Source organism: Pseudomonas sp. GW821-FHT12A04 (genome assembly GCF_058807755.1).
In genome coordinates, this window is record NZ_JBXAQZ010000006.1 from 199,033 (window position 1) to 218,934 (window position 19,902).

Sequence of the window (19,902 nt, forward strand, 5' to 3'; positions counted from 1 at the left end):
TCTCCTTTAGCGGCGAATGACGCCGACACTCAAGCCTTCGATCACCAGTTCCTGGTCTTGAAGGTTCACTTCAATAGGGGCGAACTCGGGGTTCTCGGCGATCAGCCAGACTTTGCTGCCGTCACGCTTGAAGCGCTTGACGGTCACTTCGTCGCCGATCCGCGCAACGACGATTTGGCCGTTACGGGCTTCGCGGGTGGTGTGGACCGCCAGCAGGTCGCCGTCGAAAATGCCGATATCCTTCATGCTCATCCCGTGGACGCGCAGCAGGTAGTCGGCGCGCGGATGGAAGAAGGCGGGATTGATGTTGCAGGACTCTTCGATGTGTTGCTGCGCAAGAATCGGGGCGCCGGCTGCTACCCGGCCAATGATCGGCAGGGTGGAATCGTCGGCCTTGGCTTCGAAGCCGGGAATGCGGATGCCACGGGAGGCGCCAGGCGTCATCTCGATTGCACCCTTGCGGGCCAGTGCCTTGAGGTGTTCTTCCGCCGCATTGGGTGACTTGAAACCCAGTTCCTGAGCGATTTCCGCGCGGGTGGGTGGATACCCGTTGTCTTCCAGGCAACGCTTGATGAAGGCCAGAATCTCTGCTTGTCGTGGCGTCAGCTTTAGCATATCGATCGCTCTGTTTTTTTATACAGTGACTGGGATTATATACAGTAAGTCGGTCTTGGCAATGCTCCATTTTTCAGTCGCCGCCGGACGGTCAAACAGCCGATGGATTGAAGCTTTGCCGTTGTGTGGTTAAATGTCTGACCGACCATTCCCGAAACGAACTGCCAGACTTGACAATGCACAGGCTGAAACGTATGTTTCAAACAAGTGTTTGTCAGGCGGAGTAGCCATGGCCCAGTCGGAAACCGTTGAACGCATTCTTGATGCCGCCGAGCAGTTGTTCGCGGAAAAAGGTTTCGCCGAAACCTCGTTGCGTCTGATCACCAGCAAGGCGGGTGTCAACCTGGCAGCGGTGAACTATCACTTCGGTTCGAAGAAGGCGTTGATTCAAGCGGTTTTCTCGCGGTTCCTCGGGCCATTCTGCATCAGCCTCGATAAAGAGCTGGAGCGGCGTCAGGCCAAGCCTGAAAACAAGCCGACACTCGAAGAGTTGCTGGAAATCCTCGTCGAGCAGGCACTGGTGGTGCAGCCGCGCAGTGGCAACGACCTGTCTATCTTCATGCGTTTGCTGGGACTGGCGTTCAGTCAGAGCCAGGGGCACTTGCGTCGTTATCTGGAAGACATGTACGGCAAGGTATTTCGCCGCTACATGATGCTGGTCAACGAAGCGGCGCCACGTATTCCACCTATCGAACTGTTCTGGCGCGTGCACTTCATGCTGGGTGCGGCGGCGTTCAGCATGTCCGGTATCAAGGCCTTGCGCGCGATTGCCGAAACCGATTTCGGCGTGAACACCTCGATCGAGCAGGTCATGCGCCTGATGGTGCCGTTCCTGGCTGCCGGCATGCGCGCCGAATCCGGCGTTACCGACACGGCCATGGCCACGGCCCAGTTGCGTCCGCGTAGCAAATCGACACCGGTTGCCGCCAAGGTTTAACCGCACACGGGTGGGCGCGGCAGCTGACATCCGCTAAGCTAGCCGCCCATGCCGACTCTCGTTCTGAACCCGTTTCCCATTGAAATCGCCGACCTGCCGGGCACAGCGTCTGGCGGCGAATTCGTGTGGGCCGGGTTTTCTGTTATCAAGGAATTTCTATGACTGCTGGCTTGCAAGGCTCGTTGATGGTGGACGTCGCCGGTACCTGGCTGACGGCTGAAGATCGCCAATTGTTGCGCCAGCCCGAAGTGGGTGGCCTGATCATCTTTGCCCGCAACATCGAGCATCCGCGTCAAGTGCGCGAGCTGAGTGCGGCCATTCGCGCCATTCGTCCCGATCTGCTGTTGGCGGTGGATCAAGAGGGCGGTCGCGTGCAGCGCCTGCGCCAGGGATTCGTGCGATTGCCCGCCATGCGCGCCATTGCCGACAACCCGAACGCCGAATACCTGGCCGAGCAGTGCGGCTGGATCATGGCCACCGAAGTGTTGGCTGTCGGCCTGGACCTGAGCTTTGCCCCGGTGCTGGACCTGGATTACCAGCGCAGCGCCGTTGTTGGCACTCGCTCGTTCGAAAGTGATCCCGAGCGCGCTGCCTTGCTCGCGGGTGCATTCATCCGCGGGATGAACAGCGCCGGGATGGCCGCCACCGGCAAGCACTTCCCCGGCCACGGCTGGGCTGAAGCGGATTCTCACGTCGCGATTCCCAACGACGAACGCAGCCTCGACGAGATCCGCGCCAATGACCTGGTGCCGTTTGCCAAGCTGAGCAAGCAACTGGCCGCGGTCATGCCGGCCCACGTCATTTATCCACAAGTCGATTCCCAGCCCGCCGGCTTCTCCCGCCGCTGGTTGCAGGACATCCTGCGTGGCGAATTGCAGTTCGATGGCGTGATCTTCAGTGACGACCTGTCCATGGCAGGCGCTCACGTGGTCGGCGATGCCGCCAGCCGTATCGAAGCGGCGCTGACTGCCGGTTGCGACATGGGTCTGGTGTGCAACGACCGTGCGGCCGCCGAACTGGCCCTGAGCGCTGCCCAGCGCCTGAAGGTCAAGCCTTCCGAGCGCATTGCGCGGATGCGCGGCCAGTCGTTTGCCAGCACCGAATACCGTCAGGATCCGCGCTGGCTGGCCGCTGTCGGCGCGCTCAAAGAAGCTCAATTGATTGATTAAGGACTGTTCGTTATGACGGTTTACGCGATTATCGGTGGCACTGGCCTGACTCAACTCGAAGGCCTGAGCATTCGCCAGTCACTGGCAGTGGACACGCCTTATGGCGCACCTTCGGCCGACGTTCAGATCGGCGAGTATGCCGGCAAGGAAGTACTGTTCCTTGCGCGTCACGGTCATCCCCATCGTTTTCCACCGCATCAGGTCAACTACCGCGCCAACCTCTGGGCGCTGAAGCAGGCTGGTGCCGAAGCCATTCTGGCAGTCAACGCCGTGGGCGGCATCCATGCCGCGATGGGCACCGGGCATTTCTGCGTGCCGCATCAGTTGATCGACTACACCAGCGGTCGTGAGCACACCTACTTTGCCGATGACCTGGAGCACGTCACCCATATCGACTTCAGCTACCCCTACAGCGAGCCGTTGCGTCAGCAACTGATTGCGGCATTGGCGGCGGAGGGCGTGGGCTACAGCAGTCATGGCGTGTATGCCTGCACTCAAGGGCCGCGCCTGGAGACAGTGGCTGAAATCGCCCGGCTGGAGCGCGATGGCTGCGACATCGTCGGCATGACCGGTATGCCGGAAGCCGCCTTGGCCCGCGAGCTGGAACTCGATTACGCCTGTCTGGCGCTGGTGGTGAACCCGGCGGCGGGCAAGTCGACGGCGGTGATCACCATGGCCGAGATCGAGCAGGCATTGCATGACGGCATGGGCAAGGTGAAATCGACGCTGGCGAGGGTGCTCAAGGGCTGAGTCCCGCTTGATACCGAGTTGACTTCATCGCGAGCAAGCTCGCTCCCACAGTGTCCGCGTCTTTTGCGGACACCTCTGAATCTGTGGGAGCGACGGTGCGGCGATCCGACTTGCTCGCGATGACGGACTAAAAAACGCCACAGATCTCAACGTTTTTCGAGGTTTTCCGGCAGCGGCGCAAACAGCGCCTCGATATCATCGCTCTGCAGTTTCCAGTCCCCGGCCTTGCGCCCATCCAATACGCCGGCCGCGAGGTCGGATTTTTCCTTTTGCAGGTGCTGAATCTTTTCTTCCACCGTGCCGCGCGCAATCAGTTTGTAGACGAACACCGGCTTCTCCTGGCCGATGCGATACGCACGGTCGGTCGCCTGGTTTTCCGTCGCCGGGTTCCACCACGGGTCGTAATGAATCACCGTGTCCGCTTCGGTCAGGTTCAGGCCAACGCCACCGGCCTTCAGGCTGATCAGAAAAATCTGACGCTTGCCGCTCTGGAATTCCTTCACCGGTGTGCGGCGGTCGCGGGTCTGGCCGGTCAACAGAGCGTAGGCCACGCCGCGCTTGTTCAGTTCGTCTTCGATCAGTGACAGCATTGAAGTGAACTGCGAGAACAGCAGGATCCGCCGACCTTCCTCGAACAATTCCTCGAGCATTTCCATCAGGCTATCGAGCTTGCCTGACGTGCTGCCGCGGCTTGGCAGGGTCGCCTCGTTGACCAGGCGCAAATCGCAGCACACCTGTCGCAACTTGAGCAGGGCTTCAAGAATGATGATCTGGCTGCGGGCCACGCCTTTGCGGGTGATCTCGTCGCGGACTTTCTTGTCCATGGCCAGGCGCATGGTTTCGTACACATCGCGCTGGGCCTCATTGAGTTCGACCCAGTGGATGATCTCGGTTTTCGGCGGCAACTCGGTGGCAACCTGTTCCTTGGTACGGCGCAGCAGGAAAGGTTTGATCCGGCCGTTGAGGTGCTGGAGCCTGACCTCGCTGGTGCGTTTTTCAATCGGCACGCGGTAATCGCGGTTGAAGCTTTTGACGTCGCCCAGCCAGCCGGGCAACAGGAAGTGAAACAGCGACCAGAGTTCACCGAGATGGTTTTCCAGCGGCGTGCCACTCAGGCACAGGCGCTGCCGGGCATTGAGCTCGCGGGCAGCCTGGGCGGCCTTGCTGGTCGGGTTCTTGATGTATTGCGCTTCGTCCAGCACCAGTATGTGCAAGGGCTGCGCCGCCAGGCGTTCGACATCCTTGGGCAGCAGCGCATAGGTGGTCAGGATCAGATCGTAGTCGGCCAGCTTGTCGAAGTGCTTTTTGCGGCTGGCACCGTATAGCGCCAGTACCTTGAGCTGCGGCGTAAAGTGCGCCGCTTCGTCGAGCCAGTTGGGGATCAGGCTGGTTGGCATCACCACCATGCACGGCCGATCGAGACGACCGGCGTTTTTCTCGCTCAGGACGTGCGCCAGTGTCTGCAGGGTTTTGCCCAGGCCCATGTCATCCGCAAGGATTCCACCCACTTCCAGTTGCCGCAGCGATTGCATCCAGCTCAAGCCCTCAAGCTGATACGGACGCAGCGTCGCATTCAGACCGTCCGGGGCGACGGCCGTGTGGTCCTTGATGTCGCGCAGGCGCTGGGCAAAGGTGCGGATCTGTTCGCCACCCTCCCAGAGCAGTGGCATGTCTTCCAGTGGGTTCAGGCGCGTGGCATCGGCCTTGCTCAGGCGCAGCGTGGTGTCGCCGGGCTCCTGCAGGTAGAACTCGCCGAGGGTGGCCAGCACCGGTTTCAAGCGGCCGAAGGGCAGGGCGACTTGCAACGGGCCGTGCCCGGAGTTCGGGCGATTGGGGATATTGACCAGGATCAGCTCGTCGTCGCGGCGTCGGGCAAGGCGCTCCGGGTTGAGGATTTCGGTGTGGGAGCGCATCAGGTTGAGCAGAATCGGCAACAGGCTCAGGCGTTCGCCGTTGACGATGATCCCCAGTTCCAGGTCGAACCAGTCTCGCTCCGGTGCCTGGTCGACCGTGGCGTACCAGTCGTCTACCGCCGTCAGGTCGAAACCGAAGTCCTCGTCGATCTGCAATTCCCAGCCCTGGGTGCGCAACTTCGGCAGTTCATTGAGGGTAAAGGTCAGCCAGGCGCTGTCATTGACCATCTCGAACAGCTCGCCGGCACTTTCCGGCAGGGCCTTGCTTTGCCGGGTGGCGATTTTGAAACCGAGGATTCGCAGTTGCTCTCGGTAGGACTGTTCCACTTCCGGGTGGCGTTTGATCCGCAGCGTCTGGGTTTCCTGACGAATCAGGATGTCGGTGTTTTTCTGCCCGGAAACGTACTCGTCCAGGTAACTGAAAGACAGCGCCGCGCGATGCTGGATGTAACGCTGCATTCGACCGTTGCGCGGTTCGAACGCGCTGAACTCGATGCTGGCCAGCCACAGGCGCGGAACGGGCTGCACATTGTCCACCAGCACTTGCGGCGGTGCTTTCGGGCTGCGGTTTTCCAGGACTGCCTGGAGTTTTTCCAGGAGTTCGGCATCTTTGGCGGCAGCGGGGTAGTCGAGGGTTTCCTGCACTTGCAGGAGCACCGCCGCGCAATGTTTGCAGTTGCTGTGGACCGGGCAGGAGCAGGTGGCGTCGACCATCAGCAGAGTGCCCTTGGCTGACTCGCGCAGGCGAATGGTCTGGCGGTAAACGTTACCGCCCGAGCCTTCACACGCGGCGACGATGGTTGCGTCGCCGGCTTCGACGATCCTGACACGATTCTCCAGCGCGTAGCGGCGGCCACGCTCCAGGCTCTGTTCCTTGAATCGGCTGACCCAGGTCGGTGCCAGGGGTTTGCTCAGGGTCGCGGACATTGGGAATCAGTCCGGAATTTCTTCGGGAGCTGTTCGGGGGGCGGGGGAGGTCAGCGAGGTGATCTTGATCAGCAGGCCGAGGTGGCCGTTGTCGAGGAAGTTCAATTGGCCGTTTTTGGTGTGGCTTTCCTGTTTCAAGCGCTCGCTGGCCGTCACCATGCCATTGGCATCGATCTGGTTGACCCAGAAATCGGCGTCGACGTCGGTAAAACGCCCCAGTTTCATGTTCAGTGTGCCCTCGATCGGGTACTGACCATACTGTTCCTTGCCGTCGCTGATCGCCACTTTGCTGGCGGTTTCGCCGAGGGGCTGTTGCCAGGCCTTGTGCAGCAATACCGTGTAGTCAGCGCTGCTGGTGAGTTTTTCCACCTCGCCATTGAGGCTTGGCGTGCGCAGGCTGTCGGGGCTGACCGGTTGGGCGCCAGCGGCCCAGTCTTCCGGCGCGGCGCGGCTGACGATTGCCGGTACGGTGTTTTGACGGACCAGAATCATTTCGACCTGATACAGGTCATCGGCATATGCCGTGGGTGCGACCAGCGCTGGCATCAACAGGGTCAACAGGGTCAGTGAGCGAAACAGGCGCATGCGGCGTCCTTCAAGCAGTTTTCGGAACGAGGCGCTCGAAAAGCGCCTCTACAGTATTAAAGCGCTCTTCCGGGCGCTCCATCGGAACCATGAACTTGAACATCGTGGCACCTTCGAATTTGTAGCGTTTTGGCTGGCTCTGGATCAGTTTGATCAGGGTCAACGGGTCGACCGGCGTCTGTGCGGCGAACTCGACGCGACCGCCTTGGGGGCCGCCATCGACTTTCTTGATGCCCAGTTGCTCGGCCTGCAATTTCAATGCTGTGATGCGGATCAGGTTCTTGGTCGGTTCCGGCAACAGGCCGAAACGGTCGATCATCTCCACCTGCAAATCCTTGAGGCCGTCCTCGTCGGTGGCCGAGGCAATGCGCTTGTAGAGAATCAGGCGGGCATGGACATCCGGCAGGTAGTCTTCCGGGATCAACGCCGGTACCCGCAAGTTGACTTCCGGACCGCCGCCAAGCGGTTGATCGAGGTTTGGCTGTTCGCCCTTGCGGATCGACTTCACCGCGCGCTCGAGCATTTCCATGTACAGCGTGAAGCCGACGGCTTGGATCTGCCCGCTCTGGCCGTCGCCGAGCAGTTCGCCGGCGCCACGGATTTCCAGGTCGTTGGTGGCAAGCACGAAGCCCGCGCCGAGGTCCTGGGTGTTGGCAATCGCTTCCAGGCGCTTTTCCGCGTCCGGGGTGATTTGCTGGCGTGGCGGCGTCAGCAGGTAGGCGTACGCCTGGTGGTGGCTGCGTCCGACCCGGCCGCGCAACTGGTGCAACTGTGCCAGGCCGAACTTGTCGGCACGCTCGATGATAATGGTGTTGGCGCTCGGTACGTCGATGCCGGTCTCGATGATAGTCGAGGCAATCAGCACGTTGAAGCGCTTGTGGTAGAAGTCGCTCATCACCTGTTCGAGTTCGCGTTCGCGCATCTGCCCGTGGCCGATACCGATCCGTGCTTCCGGCACCAGTTCGGCCAGATCGGCAGCGCATTTCTCGATGGTCTTCACGTCGTTGTGCAGGTAGTAGACCTGGCCGCCACGCAGCAACTCACGCAGCAAGGCCTCTTTGACCGTGCTCTTGTTCTGCTCCATGACGAAGGTGCGTACCGACAGGCGCCGGGCCGGCGGCGTGGCGATGATCGACAGGTCGCGCATGCCCGACACCGCCATGTTCAGCGTGCGCGGAATCGGCGTGGCGGTCAGTGTCAGGATGTCGACTTCGCTGCGCAGGGCCTTGAGCTGTTCTTTCTGACGGACACCGAAACGGTGCTCTTCGTCGATGATCACCAGCCCGAGGTTTTTGATCTTCACGTCGTCCTGCAGCAGCTTGTGCGTGCCGATGACGATGTCGATCTTGCCTTCGGCCAGGTCTGCGACCGCTGCATTCACTTCCTTGGCCGACTTGAAGCGGCTCATCACTTCCACGCTCACCGGCCAGTCGGCAAAGCGGTCGCGGAAGCTGTTGTAGTGCTGCTGGGCGAGCAGGGTGGTCGGCACCAGAATCGCCACCTGGCGACCGCCGTGCACCGCAATGAACGCGGCGCGCATTGCCACTTCGGTCTTGCCGAAGCCGACGTCGCCGCACACCAGGCGATCCATCGGCTTGGGCGCAAGCATGTCTTCGCGCACCGCTTCGATGGTGGTTTGCTGGTCCGGGGTTTCTTCGAACGGGAAACCGGCACTGAACGTGGCGTAGTCGGCCTTCGGATCGGCGAAAGCGTAGCCTTCGCGGGCAGCGCGACGTGCATAGATGTCGAGCAACTCGGCGGCCACGTCACGCACCTGTTCGGCGGCTTTGCGCTTGGCTTTCTGCCAGGTCTCGGAGCCCAGGCGATGCAACGGGGCCAGGGCATCGTCGCTGCCGGTGTAGCGGGCGATCAGGTGCAGGTTGGCCACCGGCACATAAAGCTTGGCGCCTTCGGCGTATTCCAGGGCGAGGAATTCAGCGGTCTGGCTGTCGATTTCCAGGGTCGCCAGGCCCAGGTAGCGGCCGACACCGTGGTCGATGTGCACCACCGGCGCACCTTCGCGCAGCTCGGTGAGGTTCTTGATGACGGCATCGTTGTTGGCATCGGCGCGTTTTTCGCGGCGACGGCGCTGCATCACGCGCTGGCCGAACAGCGGGCTTTCGGCGACGAGGGCCAGGGCCGGGTCATCGAGCATCAAGCCTTCGTCGAGCGGGGCGATGGTGATCGCCAGGCGTTCCTTGCCGGCGACAAAGTCCGGCCAGCTGTCGACGGTTTTTGGTCGCAGCTTCAGGCGTTCCAGCAGCTCCAGCAACACTTCGCGGCGGCCTGCCGATTCGGCGGTAAACAACACGCGGCCGGGGAATTCGTCGAGGAAACCAGCCAGTGCCGCTAATGGCTGGGTGGCCTTGGCTTCGATGGCCAGGTTGGGCAATTCGCGAGCCGGGAAGCGCTCGCGACCGCCACCGCTTTCTACATCCTGCTGACTGGCCACCACGCGCGGCCAGTTCTTCAGGCGCGCGAAGCAGTCTTCCACCGGCAGGAACAGTTCGGCGGGTGGCAATAAAGGACGGGACGGGTCGACGCGGCGTTCTTCATAGCGATTGCGCACATCGTTCCAGAAGTTTTCCGCGGCTTGCTCGATGCCCGGCAGGGAAAACACTTGCGTGTCCTGGGGCAAATAATCGAACAGTGTCGAAGTTTCTTCGAAGAACAGCGGCAGGTAGTACTCGATACCGGCCGGGGTAATCCCGCTGCTCAAGTCCTGGAAGATCGGGCAACGGCGGAAGTCGACGTCAAAACGCTCGCGGAACCGCGCCTTGAAACGGGTGACCGCTTCTTTCTGCAGCGGAAACTCCCTGGCCGGCAACAGCTTGACCGAGTCGACTTTGTCGATCGAGCGCTGGTTCTCCGGGTCGAAGGTGCGCAGGGTTTCGATTTCGTCGTCGAACAGATCGATGCGATACGGCAGCTTGCTGCCCATCGGGAACAGGTCGATCAGCGAACCGCGAACGGTGAACTCGCCGTGTTCATACACCGTATCGACGTAGCGATAACCCGTGGCTTCAAGCCGGGTGCGCATTTGCTCGACGTCGAGCTTCTGGCCGACATCCAGCACCAGACTGCTGCCGAGCAGGAATTTGGTGGGCGCCAGGCGGTGCAAGGCCGTGGTGATTGGCACCACCAGCACGCCATGGCTCAGTTCCGGCAACCGGTACAGGCTGGCGATGCGCTGGGAAATGATGTCCTGGTGCGGCGAGAACAGGTCGTAGGGCAGGGTTTCCCAGTCGGGAAAGTGCAGTACGGGCAAATCCGGGGCGAAGAAAGCCAGCTCCTGTTCCAGCCGTTCGGCACTTTGGCTGTCGGCGGTCAGCAGCAGGGTAAAGCGCTTGGCAGCGCTGGCGGCCTCGGCGATGGCCAGGCTCAGGGCGGCACCGGGCAGGTTGCCCCAGTGCTGTTTACCTGCCGCGGCAGGGAGAAGCGGTAGACGCAGAACGGGCACGGAAGGTTGAGCTCCAAGCGTTGCGACAAAGTCGGTAATTGTAGCGGTCTACGATGCCGCCTGTCAGTTGCTGACTGTGTCTAAAGCACGGGTTTGGCGAAATGTAGTGGTAAAGACAAAATTCTGCGCTTTTTTACCTAAAATTAATGAATATGTAGTGGCAAAAACAACGAGTGTTACGGAGGGTTACGGATAAGGAGACTTTGGCTCCAAAAAATTGACTGTGCTGAAAGCCCCGGTTTTATTGGGCTGGAGCGAGGCGTAATTTTTTTGAACGACGATTTGTTACGTAAAGCGCGACGGGCGCGCATTGCTACCGCTGTCACTCGGCGGCATAATGTAGCCCCTTTTTTCTGCCCCTACATGTGGAAGGTTCCCGTGACTCAGAAGCCCGACCAGTGTCTTGGTGAATGGATCGACCGTGAAGCACTCGCAGAAGCGATGATTCCGCTTATCGGTCAGCTCTACCGCAATAACAACGTGGTGAGCTCGATCTATGGCCGCAGCCTGATCAACCGCTCGGTGATTTCGATCCTCAAAGCGCACCGCTTTGCCCGTCATCGCCAGACCGACGAAACCGAACTCTCCGTCCACGAAACATTCCCGCTACTCAAGGCGATGAGCGAGCTCAAGCTCGGTGCCGCTTCGGTAGACTTGGGCAAGCTGGCGGCCAAATACAAGGCCGAAGGCAATGGCCGTAGTGCCGAGCAGTTCGTCCGTGAAGAGATGGCCGACGTGGTTGGCCAGCAGAACGCTTCCGCCCGCAAAGGCACCGACGTTGTCCTGTACGGCTTCGGTCGTATCGGTCGTCTGCTGGCGCGCATCCTGATCGAGAAAACCGGTGGTGGCGACGGCCTGCGTCTGCGCGCCATCGTGGTCCGCAAGGGCGCCGAGAACGACCTGGTCAAACGTGCCAGCCTGCTGCGTCGCGACTCGGTTCATGGCCCGTTCGATGGCACCATCACCATTGATGAAGCCAACAACACCATCACCGCCAACGGCAACCTGATCCAGGTTATCTACGCCAAGAGCCCGGCCGAAGTCGACTACACCCAGTACGGCATCGAAAACGCTCTGATCGTCGACAACACCGGTGTATGGCGTGACGCCGATGGCCTGGGCCAGCACCTGGCTTGCCCGGGCGCTGCCCGCGTAATCCTCACCGCACCTGGCAAGGGCGCGCTGAAGAACATCGTGCACGGCATCAACCACGGCGAAATCACCCCTGACGACAAGATCATCTCGGCCGCTTCGTGCACCACCAACGCCATCGTGCCGGTGCTCAAAGCTGTGAATGACAAGTACGGCATCGTCAACGGCCACGTCGAAACCGTTCACTCGTTCACCAACGACCAGAACCTGATCGACAACTTCCACAAGGGCAGCCGTCGTGGCCGCGCCGCGCCGCTGAACATGGTAATCACCGAGACCGGTGCCGCCACTGCAGCCGCCAAGGCTCTGCCAGTGTTGAAGGGCAAGCTGACCGGTAACGCGATTCGCGTTCCTACGCCGAACGTGTCGATGGCTATCCTGAACCTGAACCTGGAAAAGGCCACCACTCGCGAAGAGATCAACGAGTACCTGCGCCAGATGGCCATGCACTCGGATCTGCACAAGCAGATCGACTACGTCAGCTCCCAGGAAGTGGTTTCCACCGACTTCGTTGGCTCGCGCCACGCAGGCGTAGTGGACGCTGAAGCGACCATCACCCAGGATAACCGCGTTGTTCTGTACGTCTGGTACGACAACGAGTTCGGTTACAGCTGCCAGGTGGTTCGCGTGATGGAAGACATGGCCGGTGTAAACCCGCCAGCATTCCCGCGCTAAGCCTTAGCTGCACATGAAAACGCCCCGGCCTTGGTCGGGGCGTTTTTGTTTGTGCTGCTTTTGTCTATTGGGGGATGTGCTGTTCGCACTGGCCTCATCGCGAGCAAGCTCGCTCCCACAGGGTATGGTGGTGTTTGCACGGTAGTGATCACGCCAGCTATCCAATGTGGGAGCGAGCTTGCTCGCGATAGCGGTCTGAGAGAGATATCAATGCTGAATGTGATGGCCTCTTCGCGAGCAAGCCCGCACCCACGGTTCTATCGCATAATGGCTGGCCCTGGCGGTGTGTCAGGGGATGCATTGGGGAGCTCGGAAATTGTTGATCAGGTGGCAGAGGGTGGCATTTTTGCTGCTCGGCGCACTATCAGGTTGCGGCAACGGCGACACTCTGGAGAACTTCGGCGGCCCGACCATGGGCAGCACTTATTCGATCAAGTATGTGCGCCATGCCGACCTTCCGGCGCCGGACGAAGTCCGTGTCCAGGTCGAGCAGATCCTCGCTGACATTGACCGGCAAATGTCGACCTACCGCAGCGACTCGGACATCGAGCGCTTCAATGCATTGCCGGCCAACGGCTGTCAGGCAATGCCGGCGTCGATCCTCGAATTGGTCCGCGTGGGCGAGCAACTGTCAGCGCAAAGCGACGGTTCCTACGACCTGACGGTGGAGCCATTGCTGAACCTCTGGGGATTTGGCCCGCAGGCCCGCGGGGAAAAAGTCCCGACCGCCGAGGCGCTCGCCGAAGGCCGCAAGCGCGTCGGCCATGAACACTTGCGCATCGATGGTGACCGGTTGTGCAAGGACGCTGCCGTGGAGGTCGACTTCAACAGCATCGCCGCAGGTTATGCAGTGGACACGATTGCCGCAAGACTCGAGGCGATGGGTATCCATGACTACCTCGCCGAGGCCACGGGTGAGCTCAAGGCGTCCGGCAAGAAAGCTGACGGCTCGCCGTGGCGCATTGCCCTGGAAGAGCCGCGGGATGACCGGCAGGTGGCGGAACGGGTCATTGTCGTCGACGGCTATGGCCTGTCCACTTCTGGCGACTACCGGAATTATTTCGAGCAGGACGGACAGCGTTTTTCCCACACCTTCGATGCCCGCACCGGTGCGCCGGTCTCACACAGCCTGGCGTCCGTCACAGTGATTCATCCTTCTGCGTTGATGGCCGATGGCTTATCGACGCTGTTGCTGATTCTCGGCCCGGAGCGCGGTTGGGACTACGCAGAAAAACACGATATCGGCGCATTTTTTGTGATTCGTGCCGATATAGGTTTCGTCACACGCAGCAGTCCCGCTTTTGAACGCATCAGTGGCAAAAAAACCGAATGATTTCGGCGATTTGAGCATTGAAAACTGGCGTTGTAGCGCAGGCAAAAGTAGCCTACGACGCGACCAAGGGTTAATGTGCGCGGCGTTGACGCTTCTATAGACTGTGTCCGGGTTCTGCACTGGCCCCAAATTGTTCCTTCATGCCACGCATTGGCGTGATTTAGCCGCAGGTGCCGAGGGTGCCGCGGCCTGTTCTGAGGAGTACGCATGGCTGTCTACAACTACGACGTGGTGGTGTTGGGTTCCGGCCCGGCAGGGGAAGGCGCGGCAATGAACGCCGCCAAGGCAGGGCGCAAGGTGGCGATGGTCGATAGCCGTCGCCAGGTCGGCGGCAACTGCACTCACTTGGGCACCATCCCGTCCAAGGCACTGCGTCACTCGGTGCGGCAGATCATGCAATTCAACACCAACCCGATGTTCCGGGCCATTGGTGAGCCGCGCTGGTTCTCGTTCCCGGACGTGTTGAAAAGCGCCGAGAAAGTCATCTCCAAGCAAGTCGCTTCGCGTACCGGCTACTACGCCCGTAACCGCGTCGACGTATTCTTCGGCACCGGCAGCTTCGCCGACGAGCAAACCATCGAAGTGGTCTGCGCCAACGGCGTGGTCGAAAAACTGGTGGCCAAGCACATCATCATCGCCACCGGTTCGCGTCCTTATCGCCCGGCGGACATCGATTTCCACCACCCGCGTATCTACGATAGCGACACCATCCTCAGCCTCGGCCACACCCCGCGTAAACTCATCGTTTACGGCGCCGGCGTGATCGGTTGCGAATACGCCTCGATCTTCAGCGGTCTGGGTGTATTGGTTGAATTGGTGGACAACCGTGGGCAACTGCTGAGCTTCCTCGACTCGGAAATTTCCCAGGCCCTGAGTTATCACTTCAGCAACAACAACATCACGGTTCGCCACAACGAAGACTACGACCGCGTCGAAGGCGTGGACAACGGTGTGATCCTGCACCTCAAGTCCGGCAAGAAGATCAAGGCCGACGCCTTGCTCTGGTGTAACGGTCGTACCGGCAACACCGATCAGTTGGGTCTGGAAAACATCGGCGTGAAGGTCAACAGCCGTGGCCAGATCGAAGTCGACGAGGCGTACCGCACCTGCGTGCCGAACATCTACGGCGCCGGTGACGTGATCGGCTGGCCGAGCCTGGCCAGTGCCGCCCACGACCAGGGTCGCTCGGCCGCCGGCAGCATCGTCGATAACGGTAGCTGGCGCTTTGTGAATGACGTGCCGACCGGCATCTACACCATTCCGGAGATCAGCTCGATCGGCAAGAACGAGCAGGAGCTGACCCAGGCCAAGGTGCCGTACGAAGTGGGCAAGGCCTTCTTCAAGAGCATGGCGCGGGCGCAGATCGCCGGCGAGCCGCAAGGCATGCTGAAGATCCTGTTCCACCGTGAAACCCTGGAAGTGCTGGGTGTTCACTGCTTCGGTTATCAGGCGTCGGAGATCGTACACATCGGTCAGGCGATCATGAACCAGCCGGGCGAACTCAACACGTTGAAGTACTTCGTCAACACCACGTTCAACTACCCGACCATGGCCGAAGCCTATCGGGTAGCCGCGTACGACGGCCTCAACCGGCTTTTTTGACGGGCTCCGGCCGGTGGCCTGAGCCGGCCGGGGAGACCGATTTCAGCAATTCTCGAGCGTGGCGGTGGCCAAACCGGGAAAGTCTGTAATCAGGCTGTCAACGCCGAAGTCGGCGAGTCTGCGCATCAGCGCGGGCTCGTTGACGGTCCATACCGACACATGCAGCCCCTGACGTTGCGCCCTTTGCAGACGTTCCGGCGTGCACAGGGTCCAGTTCAGCGCCAGAATCTCACAGCCATAGCTGGCGGCGACCTTCAGTGGGTCAAGCCAGGCATACTCGGCCACCAGCCCGCGGGATACGTCCGGCACCAACTCCAGCGCAGCCTTGAGCACTTCACGGGAACTCGAGGTGATGGTCACCTTGTCCATCAGGCCATGACGCTGCACCATTTCGCGAATCGCCAGCACGGTGGTCGCGGCACGCATCCGTGATGCGCTTTTGACTTCCAGCTGCCAGTGATCGAAGTCGCATTGCTCGAACAGCTGTTCCAGCGTCGGAATCGGGCAAGGCTTGATCCAGCCCGGTCCACCCTTGCGTGCGTCATAGGTCACAAGCTCGGCCGCCGTGTGTTCGACGACCTTGCCGCGACGGTCGGTGGTGCGCTTGAGGGTCGGGTCGTGGATGACCATCAGCTCGCCGTCCATGGACAGGTGCAGGTCCAGTTCGCAGCGACGCACGCCGTGCTTGAGACATTCCTGAAAGCTGGTCAGGGTGTTTTCCGGTGCTTCGCCCTTGGCGCCGCGATGGCCGTAGATGAGGGTCACGGTTCTTCCTTAATTTAATTGCCTGATTCGAGTTGGTCGCGGGCCAGGCGTCGTTCCTGGGCCTGCTTTTGCAAGATGTGGCGGGCCAGCAGTTGGCGTTGGGCGTCGGTCAGGTATTCGAACTCGGTGCCGACGTCATAGCCGTCGCCCTTGCGGTCGCAATGGGTGACGCGGGCGCGCAGCAGCAGGCCCAGGGCCTGCGGCATCAGCACCAGTTTGACCGACAGGCGTGCGCCGGTGGCAATGGGCGATGGATGCTGAAAGTCGATGCCGCCTTCGGAGATGATCACCGGCTGTGGTTCGCCGATCTGCCCGAGCGCGGTGATGGCGATCACCTGGCTCAACAAGTCGATGCGTTTGTTCTGGGATTTGAGGAACGCCGCGAGGTTCCGGTCGCGTTCGCTGATCTGGCGCAACAGGTGTTGCGACTCGAATTCACTCAGGTGCAGTTCGCTGAGCAAGTTGAAGAGTGGGGAAGCATCCTGCAACACTTCCTGGCCTGTGGCTTCAGTAGCGGACAGGGGCCGAATTTCCAGTGCGATCGTATCCTCGATACGGTAGTATTCGCGGCGATCTTCTTCATCTAATGTCGACATGGCGAACCCATGGTAGCGGCGGTGGTCTGAGTGTAAAGCTGGTTATCGACCCCCGCCACAAGGACGTTCCTTTTCCCTCCGAACAAGCCCCGACATGTTCAGACCTCTCTTCGTATTTATCGGCACGCGTTACACCCGTGCAAAGCGTCGCAATCATTTTGTGTCATTCATTTCCCTGACTTCGATGATCGGGCTCGCCCTTGGCGTGGTCGTGATGATCGTGGTGCTGTCGGTGATGAACGGCTTCGATCATGAGATGCGCACCCGCGTGCTGGGCATGGTGCCCCACGCGACCATCGAGTCCGGTGAGGCGATCAGCGATTGGCAAGGCCTGGCCGCGAAGGTCAAGCAGAACCCGCAGGTGACCGCCGTGGCGCCGTTTACGCAAATGCAGGGTTTGCTGACCAATAACGGCAAGGTCTCGAAAGTCCTGCTCAATGCCATCGACCCGGCGCAAGAGCGCCAGGTGTCGATCATCGATCAATTCATGACCCAGGGAAAACTCGACGACCTGGTGCCGGGTGAGTTCGGCATCGTCATCGGCGACAAGGCCGCGGCCAAGCTCGGCGCGGCCATCGGCGACAAGCTGACCTTCGTCGCGCCCGAAGTCACGGTGACCCCGGCCGGGATGTTCCCGCGCATGAAGCGCTTTACCGTGGTCGGCATCTTCCATGTCGGAGCCGGTGAGCTCGATGGCTATCTTGGCGTCACCAACCTGCAGGATCTGGCCCGGCTGCACCGCTGGAAACCGGATCAGGTCCAAGGCCTGCGCCTGAAGTTCGACGATCTGTTCCAGGCGCCGCGCACCGCGTGGAGCATCGCCCGCGACCTCGGCGAAGACCGCTACTACGCCCGCGACTGGACCCGCACCCACGGCAACCTGTACCAGGCGATCCGCATGGAAAAAGCCATGATCGGCCTGTTGCTGCTGCTGATCGTTGCCGTCGCTGCGTTCAACATTATTTCCACGCTGGTGATGGTGGTGAATGACAAGAAGGGCGACATCGCGATCCTGCGCACGCTGGGCGCCACACCGGGCACGATCATGCGCACGTTCATGGTGCAAGGCACCGTCATTGGCGTAGTCGGTACCGCGATCGGCGCGGTGGTCGGGATCTTCGCCGCGCTGAACGTCAGCGCCGCGATCTCGGCCCTCGAAGGCCTGATCGGGCACAAGTTTCTCAACGCCGACGTTTACTTCATCGATTACCTGCCGTCGCAGGTGCAGAGCCAGGACGTCGTAATGGTCTGCTCCGCGGCGTTGGTCCTGAGTTTCCTCGCCACCCTGTATCCAGCCTGGCGTGCCGCGCGCACCCAGCCTGCGGAGGCGCTACGTTATGAGTGAGTCGGGCATGAGTGATAAAGCAATCTTGAGCTGCCGCAGCCTGGGCAAATCCTACGAGGAAGGCCCGGAATCGGTGGAAGTGTTGGCCGGCCTGCAACTGGAGTTGCACCCGGGCGAGCGTGTGGCGATTGTCGGCAAGTCGGGCTCGGGCAAAAGTACCTTGCTCAACCTGTTGGGCGGCCTCGATACACCGACCAAGGGCAGTGTCTGGCTCGACGGTGAAGAACTGTCGGCGCTGAGCGAGAAGAAACGCGGTCTGCTGCGTAATCGCGCCCTCGGCTTCGTGTACCAGTTCCACCACCTGCTGCCGGAATTCACCGCCCTGGAAAACGTCTGCATGCCGCTCCTGATCGGCAAGACCGCGATCCCCGAAGCGCGTCAGCGTGCCACGGCGTTGCTGGAGCGGGTAGGGCTGGGGCATCGCCTGGAGCACAAGCCGGCCGAACTGTCCGGTGGTGAGCGTCAGCGCGTGGCCATCGCCCGCGCCCTGGTGAACAATCCGGGCCTGGTGATGCTCGACGAGCCGACCGGCAACCTCGATTCCCACACCGCCCAGGGGATCCAGGACTTGATGCTGGAGCTCAGCACCTCGATGCGCACGGCGTTCCTGGTGGTGACCCACGACATGAACCTCGCCCGCCAGATGGACCGCGTCCTGCACTTGCAGGAAGGTTGCCTGACTCCCATCTAACGGATTGAAACCCGACGCGACCGAAAGGTGCGTCGGGTCTTTTATTTTTATACGGTGCCCCAGCGAATGTTCAGACCGTTATCGATCTTTATCGGCACGCGCTATACCCGCGCCAAGCGCCGCAATCGCTTTGTTTCCTTCATCTCGATGACCTCGATGATCGGTCTCGCCCTCGGCGTGCTGGCGATGATCGTGGTGCTGTCGGTGATGAACGGCTTCCAGCGCGAAATGAGCTCGCGCATCCTAGGCATGGTGCCGCACGCCACCATCGTCGGCGTGAACCCGATTGACGACTGGAAGCCCGTGGCGGCGGCCGCGATGAAAAACCCGGAAGTGACGGCGGCGGTGCCGTTCACCGAGATGGAGGGCATGCTGTCCTACAAGGGCACGATGCAGCCGATCCAGGTCAGCGGTGTCGACCCGGCGCTGGAAGGCCAGGTGTCGATCGTTGCCAAGCACATCGTTCAGGGGAGCCTGGAAGCCCTGAAGCCGGGCGAATTCGGCGTGGTGATCGGGCAGATCACGGCGCGCCGCTTCCGTTTGAACGTGGGCGACAAGATCACCTTGATCGTGCCTGAGGTCAGCAATGCGCCGGGCGGCATTACCCCGCGCATGCAGCGGCTGAATGTGGTCGGCGTGTTCAAGGTCGGTGCGGAACTGGACGGCACCATGGCGCTGATCCACATGGCCGATGCCGCGCAGATGCAGCACTGGGAGCCGAATCAGGTGCAGAGCGTGCGCCTGGCGGTGAAGGACTTGTATGCCGCGCCGCAAGTGTCGAACGAAATCGCCTCGGGGCTGGGCGCCGCCTACAAGGCTGACGACTGGACCCACACCCAGGGCAGCCTGTTCAGCGCGATGAAGATGGAAAAAACCATGATCGGCCTGCTGTTGCTGATGATCGTCGCGGTGGCGGCGTTCAACATCATCGCGACCCTGATCATGGTGGTGAACGACAAGGGTGCGGACATCGCGATCCTGCGCACCATCGGCGCCACGCCACGACAGATCATGGCGATCTTCGTGGTGCAGGGCACGGTGATCGGCATCGTCGGCACCTTGATTGGCGGTGTATTGGGCGTGATTGCCGCACTGAACGTCAGCCAGATCGTGGGCTGGATCGAGCGGGTCAGCGGGCAGCACATCTTCAGTTCCGACGTGTACTTCGTCAGTAACCTGCCGTCTGAGCTGCAAGGCGCGGATGTGGCGCTGATCTGCACGGCGGGGTTTGTCATGAGCTTCCTGGCCACGGTTTACCCGGCCTGGCGTGCGGCGAAGATCGAGCCGGCTCATGCACTTAGATATTCGTAACCAGTAACACCGCCATCGCGAGCAAGCTCGCTCCCACAGTAGATCTGAGTCAACTCGGTCAACTGTGGGAGCGAGC

15 protein-coding genes are annotated in these 19,902 nt (G+C 60.9%); 9 read left to right on the forward strand and 6 right to left on the reverse strand.

Going from position 1 to position 19,902, the window contains the following annotated elements; genetic code table 11:
• Positions 1-6 precede the first annotated feature (6 nt).
• Complete coding sequence (gene lexA / locus AC1RS8_RS11880) at positions 7-615, reverse strand: transcriptional repressor LexA (RefSeq protein ID WP_007995278.1); 609 nt, start codon at positions 613-615, stop codon at positions 7-9.
• 229 nt (positions 616-844) lie between these two features.
• On the opposite strand from lexA, the gene AC1RS8_RS11885 reads away from it, so the two are divergent.
• The 3 genes from AC1RS8_RS11885 to AC1RS8_RS11895 all read left to right on the forward strand — a co-directional run bounded on the left by AC1RS8_RS11885 (position 845) and on the right by AC1RS8_RS11895 (position 3,471).
• Positions 845-1,552 carry a TetR/AcrR family transcriptional regulator gene (locus tag AC1RS8_RS11885; protein WP_056857021.1) on the forward strand — a complete coding sequence of 236 codons (708 nt, stop codon included), beginning with the start codon at positions 845-847 and terminating at the stop codon, positions 1,550-1,552.
• A 158-nt stretch (positions 1,553-1,710) separates the two neighbouring features.
• The gene (nagZ, locus tag AC1RS8_RS11890) at positions 1,711-2,721 is read left to right on the forward strand and encodes a beta-N-acetylhexosaminidase (RefSeq protein ID WP_489340093.1); all 1,011 of its coding nucleotides are present in this window, start codon (positions 1,711-1,713) and stop codon (positions 2,719-2,721) included.
• 12 nt (positions 2,722-2,733) lie between these two features.
• Complete coding sequence (locus AC1RS8_RS11895) at positions 2,734-3,471, forward strand: S-methyl-5'-thioinosine phosphorylase (protein WP_007974037.1); 738 nt, start codon at positions 2,734-2,736, stop codon at positions 3,469-3,471.
• Between the two features lie 146 nt (positions 3,472-3,617).
• Here the strand turns inward: AC1RS8_RS11895 and AC1RS8_RS11900 are convergent, their stop codons facing one another.
• From AC1RS8_RS11900 to mfd, 3 genes are read right to left on the reverse strand one after another with little or no spacing between them, the layout of a single operon-like run.
• A complete protein-coding gene (locus AC1RS8_RS11900; protein ID WP_489340094.1) occupies positions 3,618-6,311 on the reverse strand; it encodes an SNF2-related protein in 2,694 nt (897 codons plus the stop codon).
• Between the two features lie 6 nt (positions 6,312-6,317).
• On the reverse strand, positions 6,318-6,896 hold the full coding sequence (locus tag AC1RS8_RS11905; protein ID WP_489340095.1) for a CsiV family protein: 579 nt from the start codon (positions 6,894-6,896) through the stop codon (positions 6,318-6,320).
• Between the two features lie 10 nt (positions 6,897-6,906).
• Positions 6,907-10,356 (reverse strand): transcription-repair coupling factor, encoded by a 3,450-nt coding sequence (gene mfd / locus AC1RS8_RS11910; protein ID WP_489340096.1) that lies wholly within the window; start codon positions 10,354-10,356, stop codon positions 6,907-6,909.
• 363 nt (positions 10,357-10,719) lie between these two features.
• Here mfd and AC1RS8_RS11915 point away from each other — a divergent pair, with 363 nt between their 5' ends.
• From AC1RS8_RS11915 to sthA, 3 genes are all read left to right on the forward strand, one after another.
• Positions 10,720-12,183: a glyceraldehyde-3-phosphate dehydrogenase gene (locus AC1RS8_RS11915; RefSeq protein WP_090454111.1), complete on the forward strand. Its 1,464-nt coding sequence runs from the start codon at positions 10,720-10,722 to the stop codon at positions 12,181-12,183.
• A gap of 295 nt (positions 12,184-12,478) precedes the next feature.
• Positions 12,479-13,516 (forward strand): FAD:protein FMN transferase, encoded by a 1,038-nt coding sequence (locus AC1RS8_RS11920; RefSeq protein ID WP_489340097.1) that lies wholly within the window; start codon positions 12,479-12,481, stop codon positions 13,514-13,516.
• A gap of 207 nt (positions 13,517-13,723) precedes the next feature.
• Positions 13,724-15,118 carry a Si-specific NAD(P)(+) transhydrogenase gene (gene sthA, locus AC1RS8_RS11925; RefSeq protein WP_007984277.1) on the forward strand — a complete coding sequence of 465 codons (1,395 nt, stop codon included), beginning with the start codon at positions 13,724-13,726 and terminating at the stop codon, positions 15,116-15,118.
• A gap of 42 nt (positions 15,119-15,160) precedes the next feature.
• On the opposite strand, the gene AC1RS8_RS11930 is transcribed toward sthA, so the two are convergent.
• Both AC1RS8_RS11930 and AC1RS8_RS11935 read right to left on the reverse strand, forming a co-directional pair.
• A complete protein-coding gene (locus tag AC1RS8_RS11930) occupies positions 15,161-15,883 on the reverse strand; it encodes a glycerophosphodiester phosphodiesterase (protein WP_057715645.1) in 723 nt (240 codons plus the stop codon).
• A 14-nt stretch (positions 15,884-15,897) separates the two neighbouring features.
• A complete protein-coding gene (locus AC1RS8_RS11935) occupies positions 15,898-16,479 on the reverse strand; it encodes a PilZ domain-containing protein (protein WP_489340098.1) in 582 nt (193 codons plus the stop codon).
• A 94-nt stretch (positions 16,480-16,573) separates the two neighbouring features.
• Between AC1RS8_RS11935 and AC1RS8_RS11940 the strand changes: the two genes are divergently transcribed.
• The 3 genes from AC1RS8_RS11940 to AC1RS8_RS11950 all read left to right on the forward strand — a co-directional run bounded on the left by AC1RS8_RS11940 (position 16,574) and on the right by AC1RS8_RS11950 (position 19,826).
• On the forward strand, positions 16,574-17,824 hold the full coding sequence (locus tag AC1RS8_RS11940) for a lipoprotein-releasing ABC transporter permease subunit (RefSeq protein ID WP_102668916.1): 1,251 nt from the start codon (positions 16,574-16,576) through the stop codon (positions 17,822-17,824).
• A gap of 7 nt (positions 17,825-17,831) precedes the next feature.
• A complete protein-coding gene (lolD, locus tag AC1RS8_RS11945) occupies positions 17,832-18,515 on the forward strand; it encodes a lipoprotein-releasing ABC transporter ATP-binding protein LolD (protein WP_173677889.1) in 684 nt (227 codons plus the stop codon).
• A 66-nt stretch (positions 18,516-18,581) separates the two neighbouring features.
• Positions 18,582-19,826, forward strand: coding sequence for a lipoprotein-releasing ABC transporter permease subunit (locus tag AC1RS8_RS11950; RefSeq protein WP_489340099.1), 1,245 nt, complete (start codon positions 18,582-18,584; stop codon positions 19,824-19,826).
• The last annotated feature ends 76 nt before the right edge of the window (positions 19,827-19,902 follow it).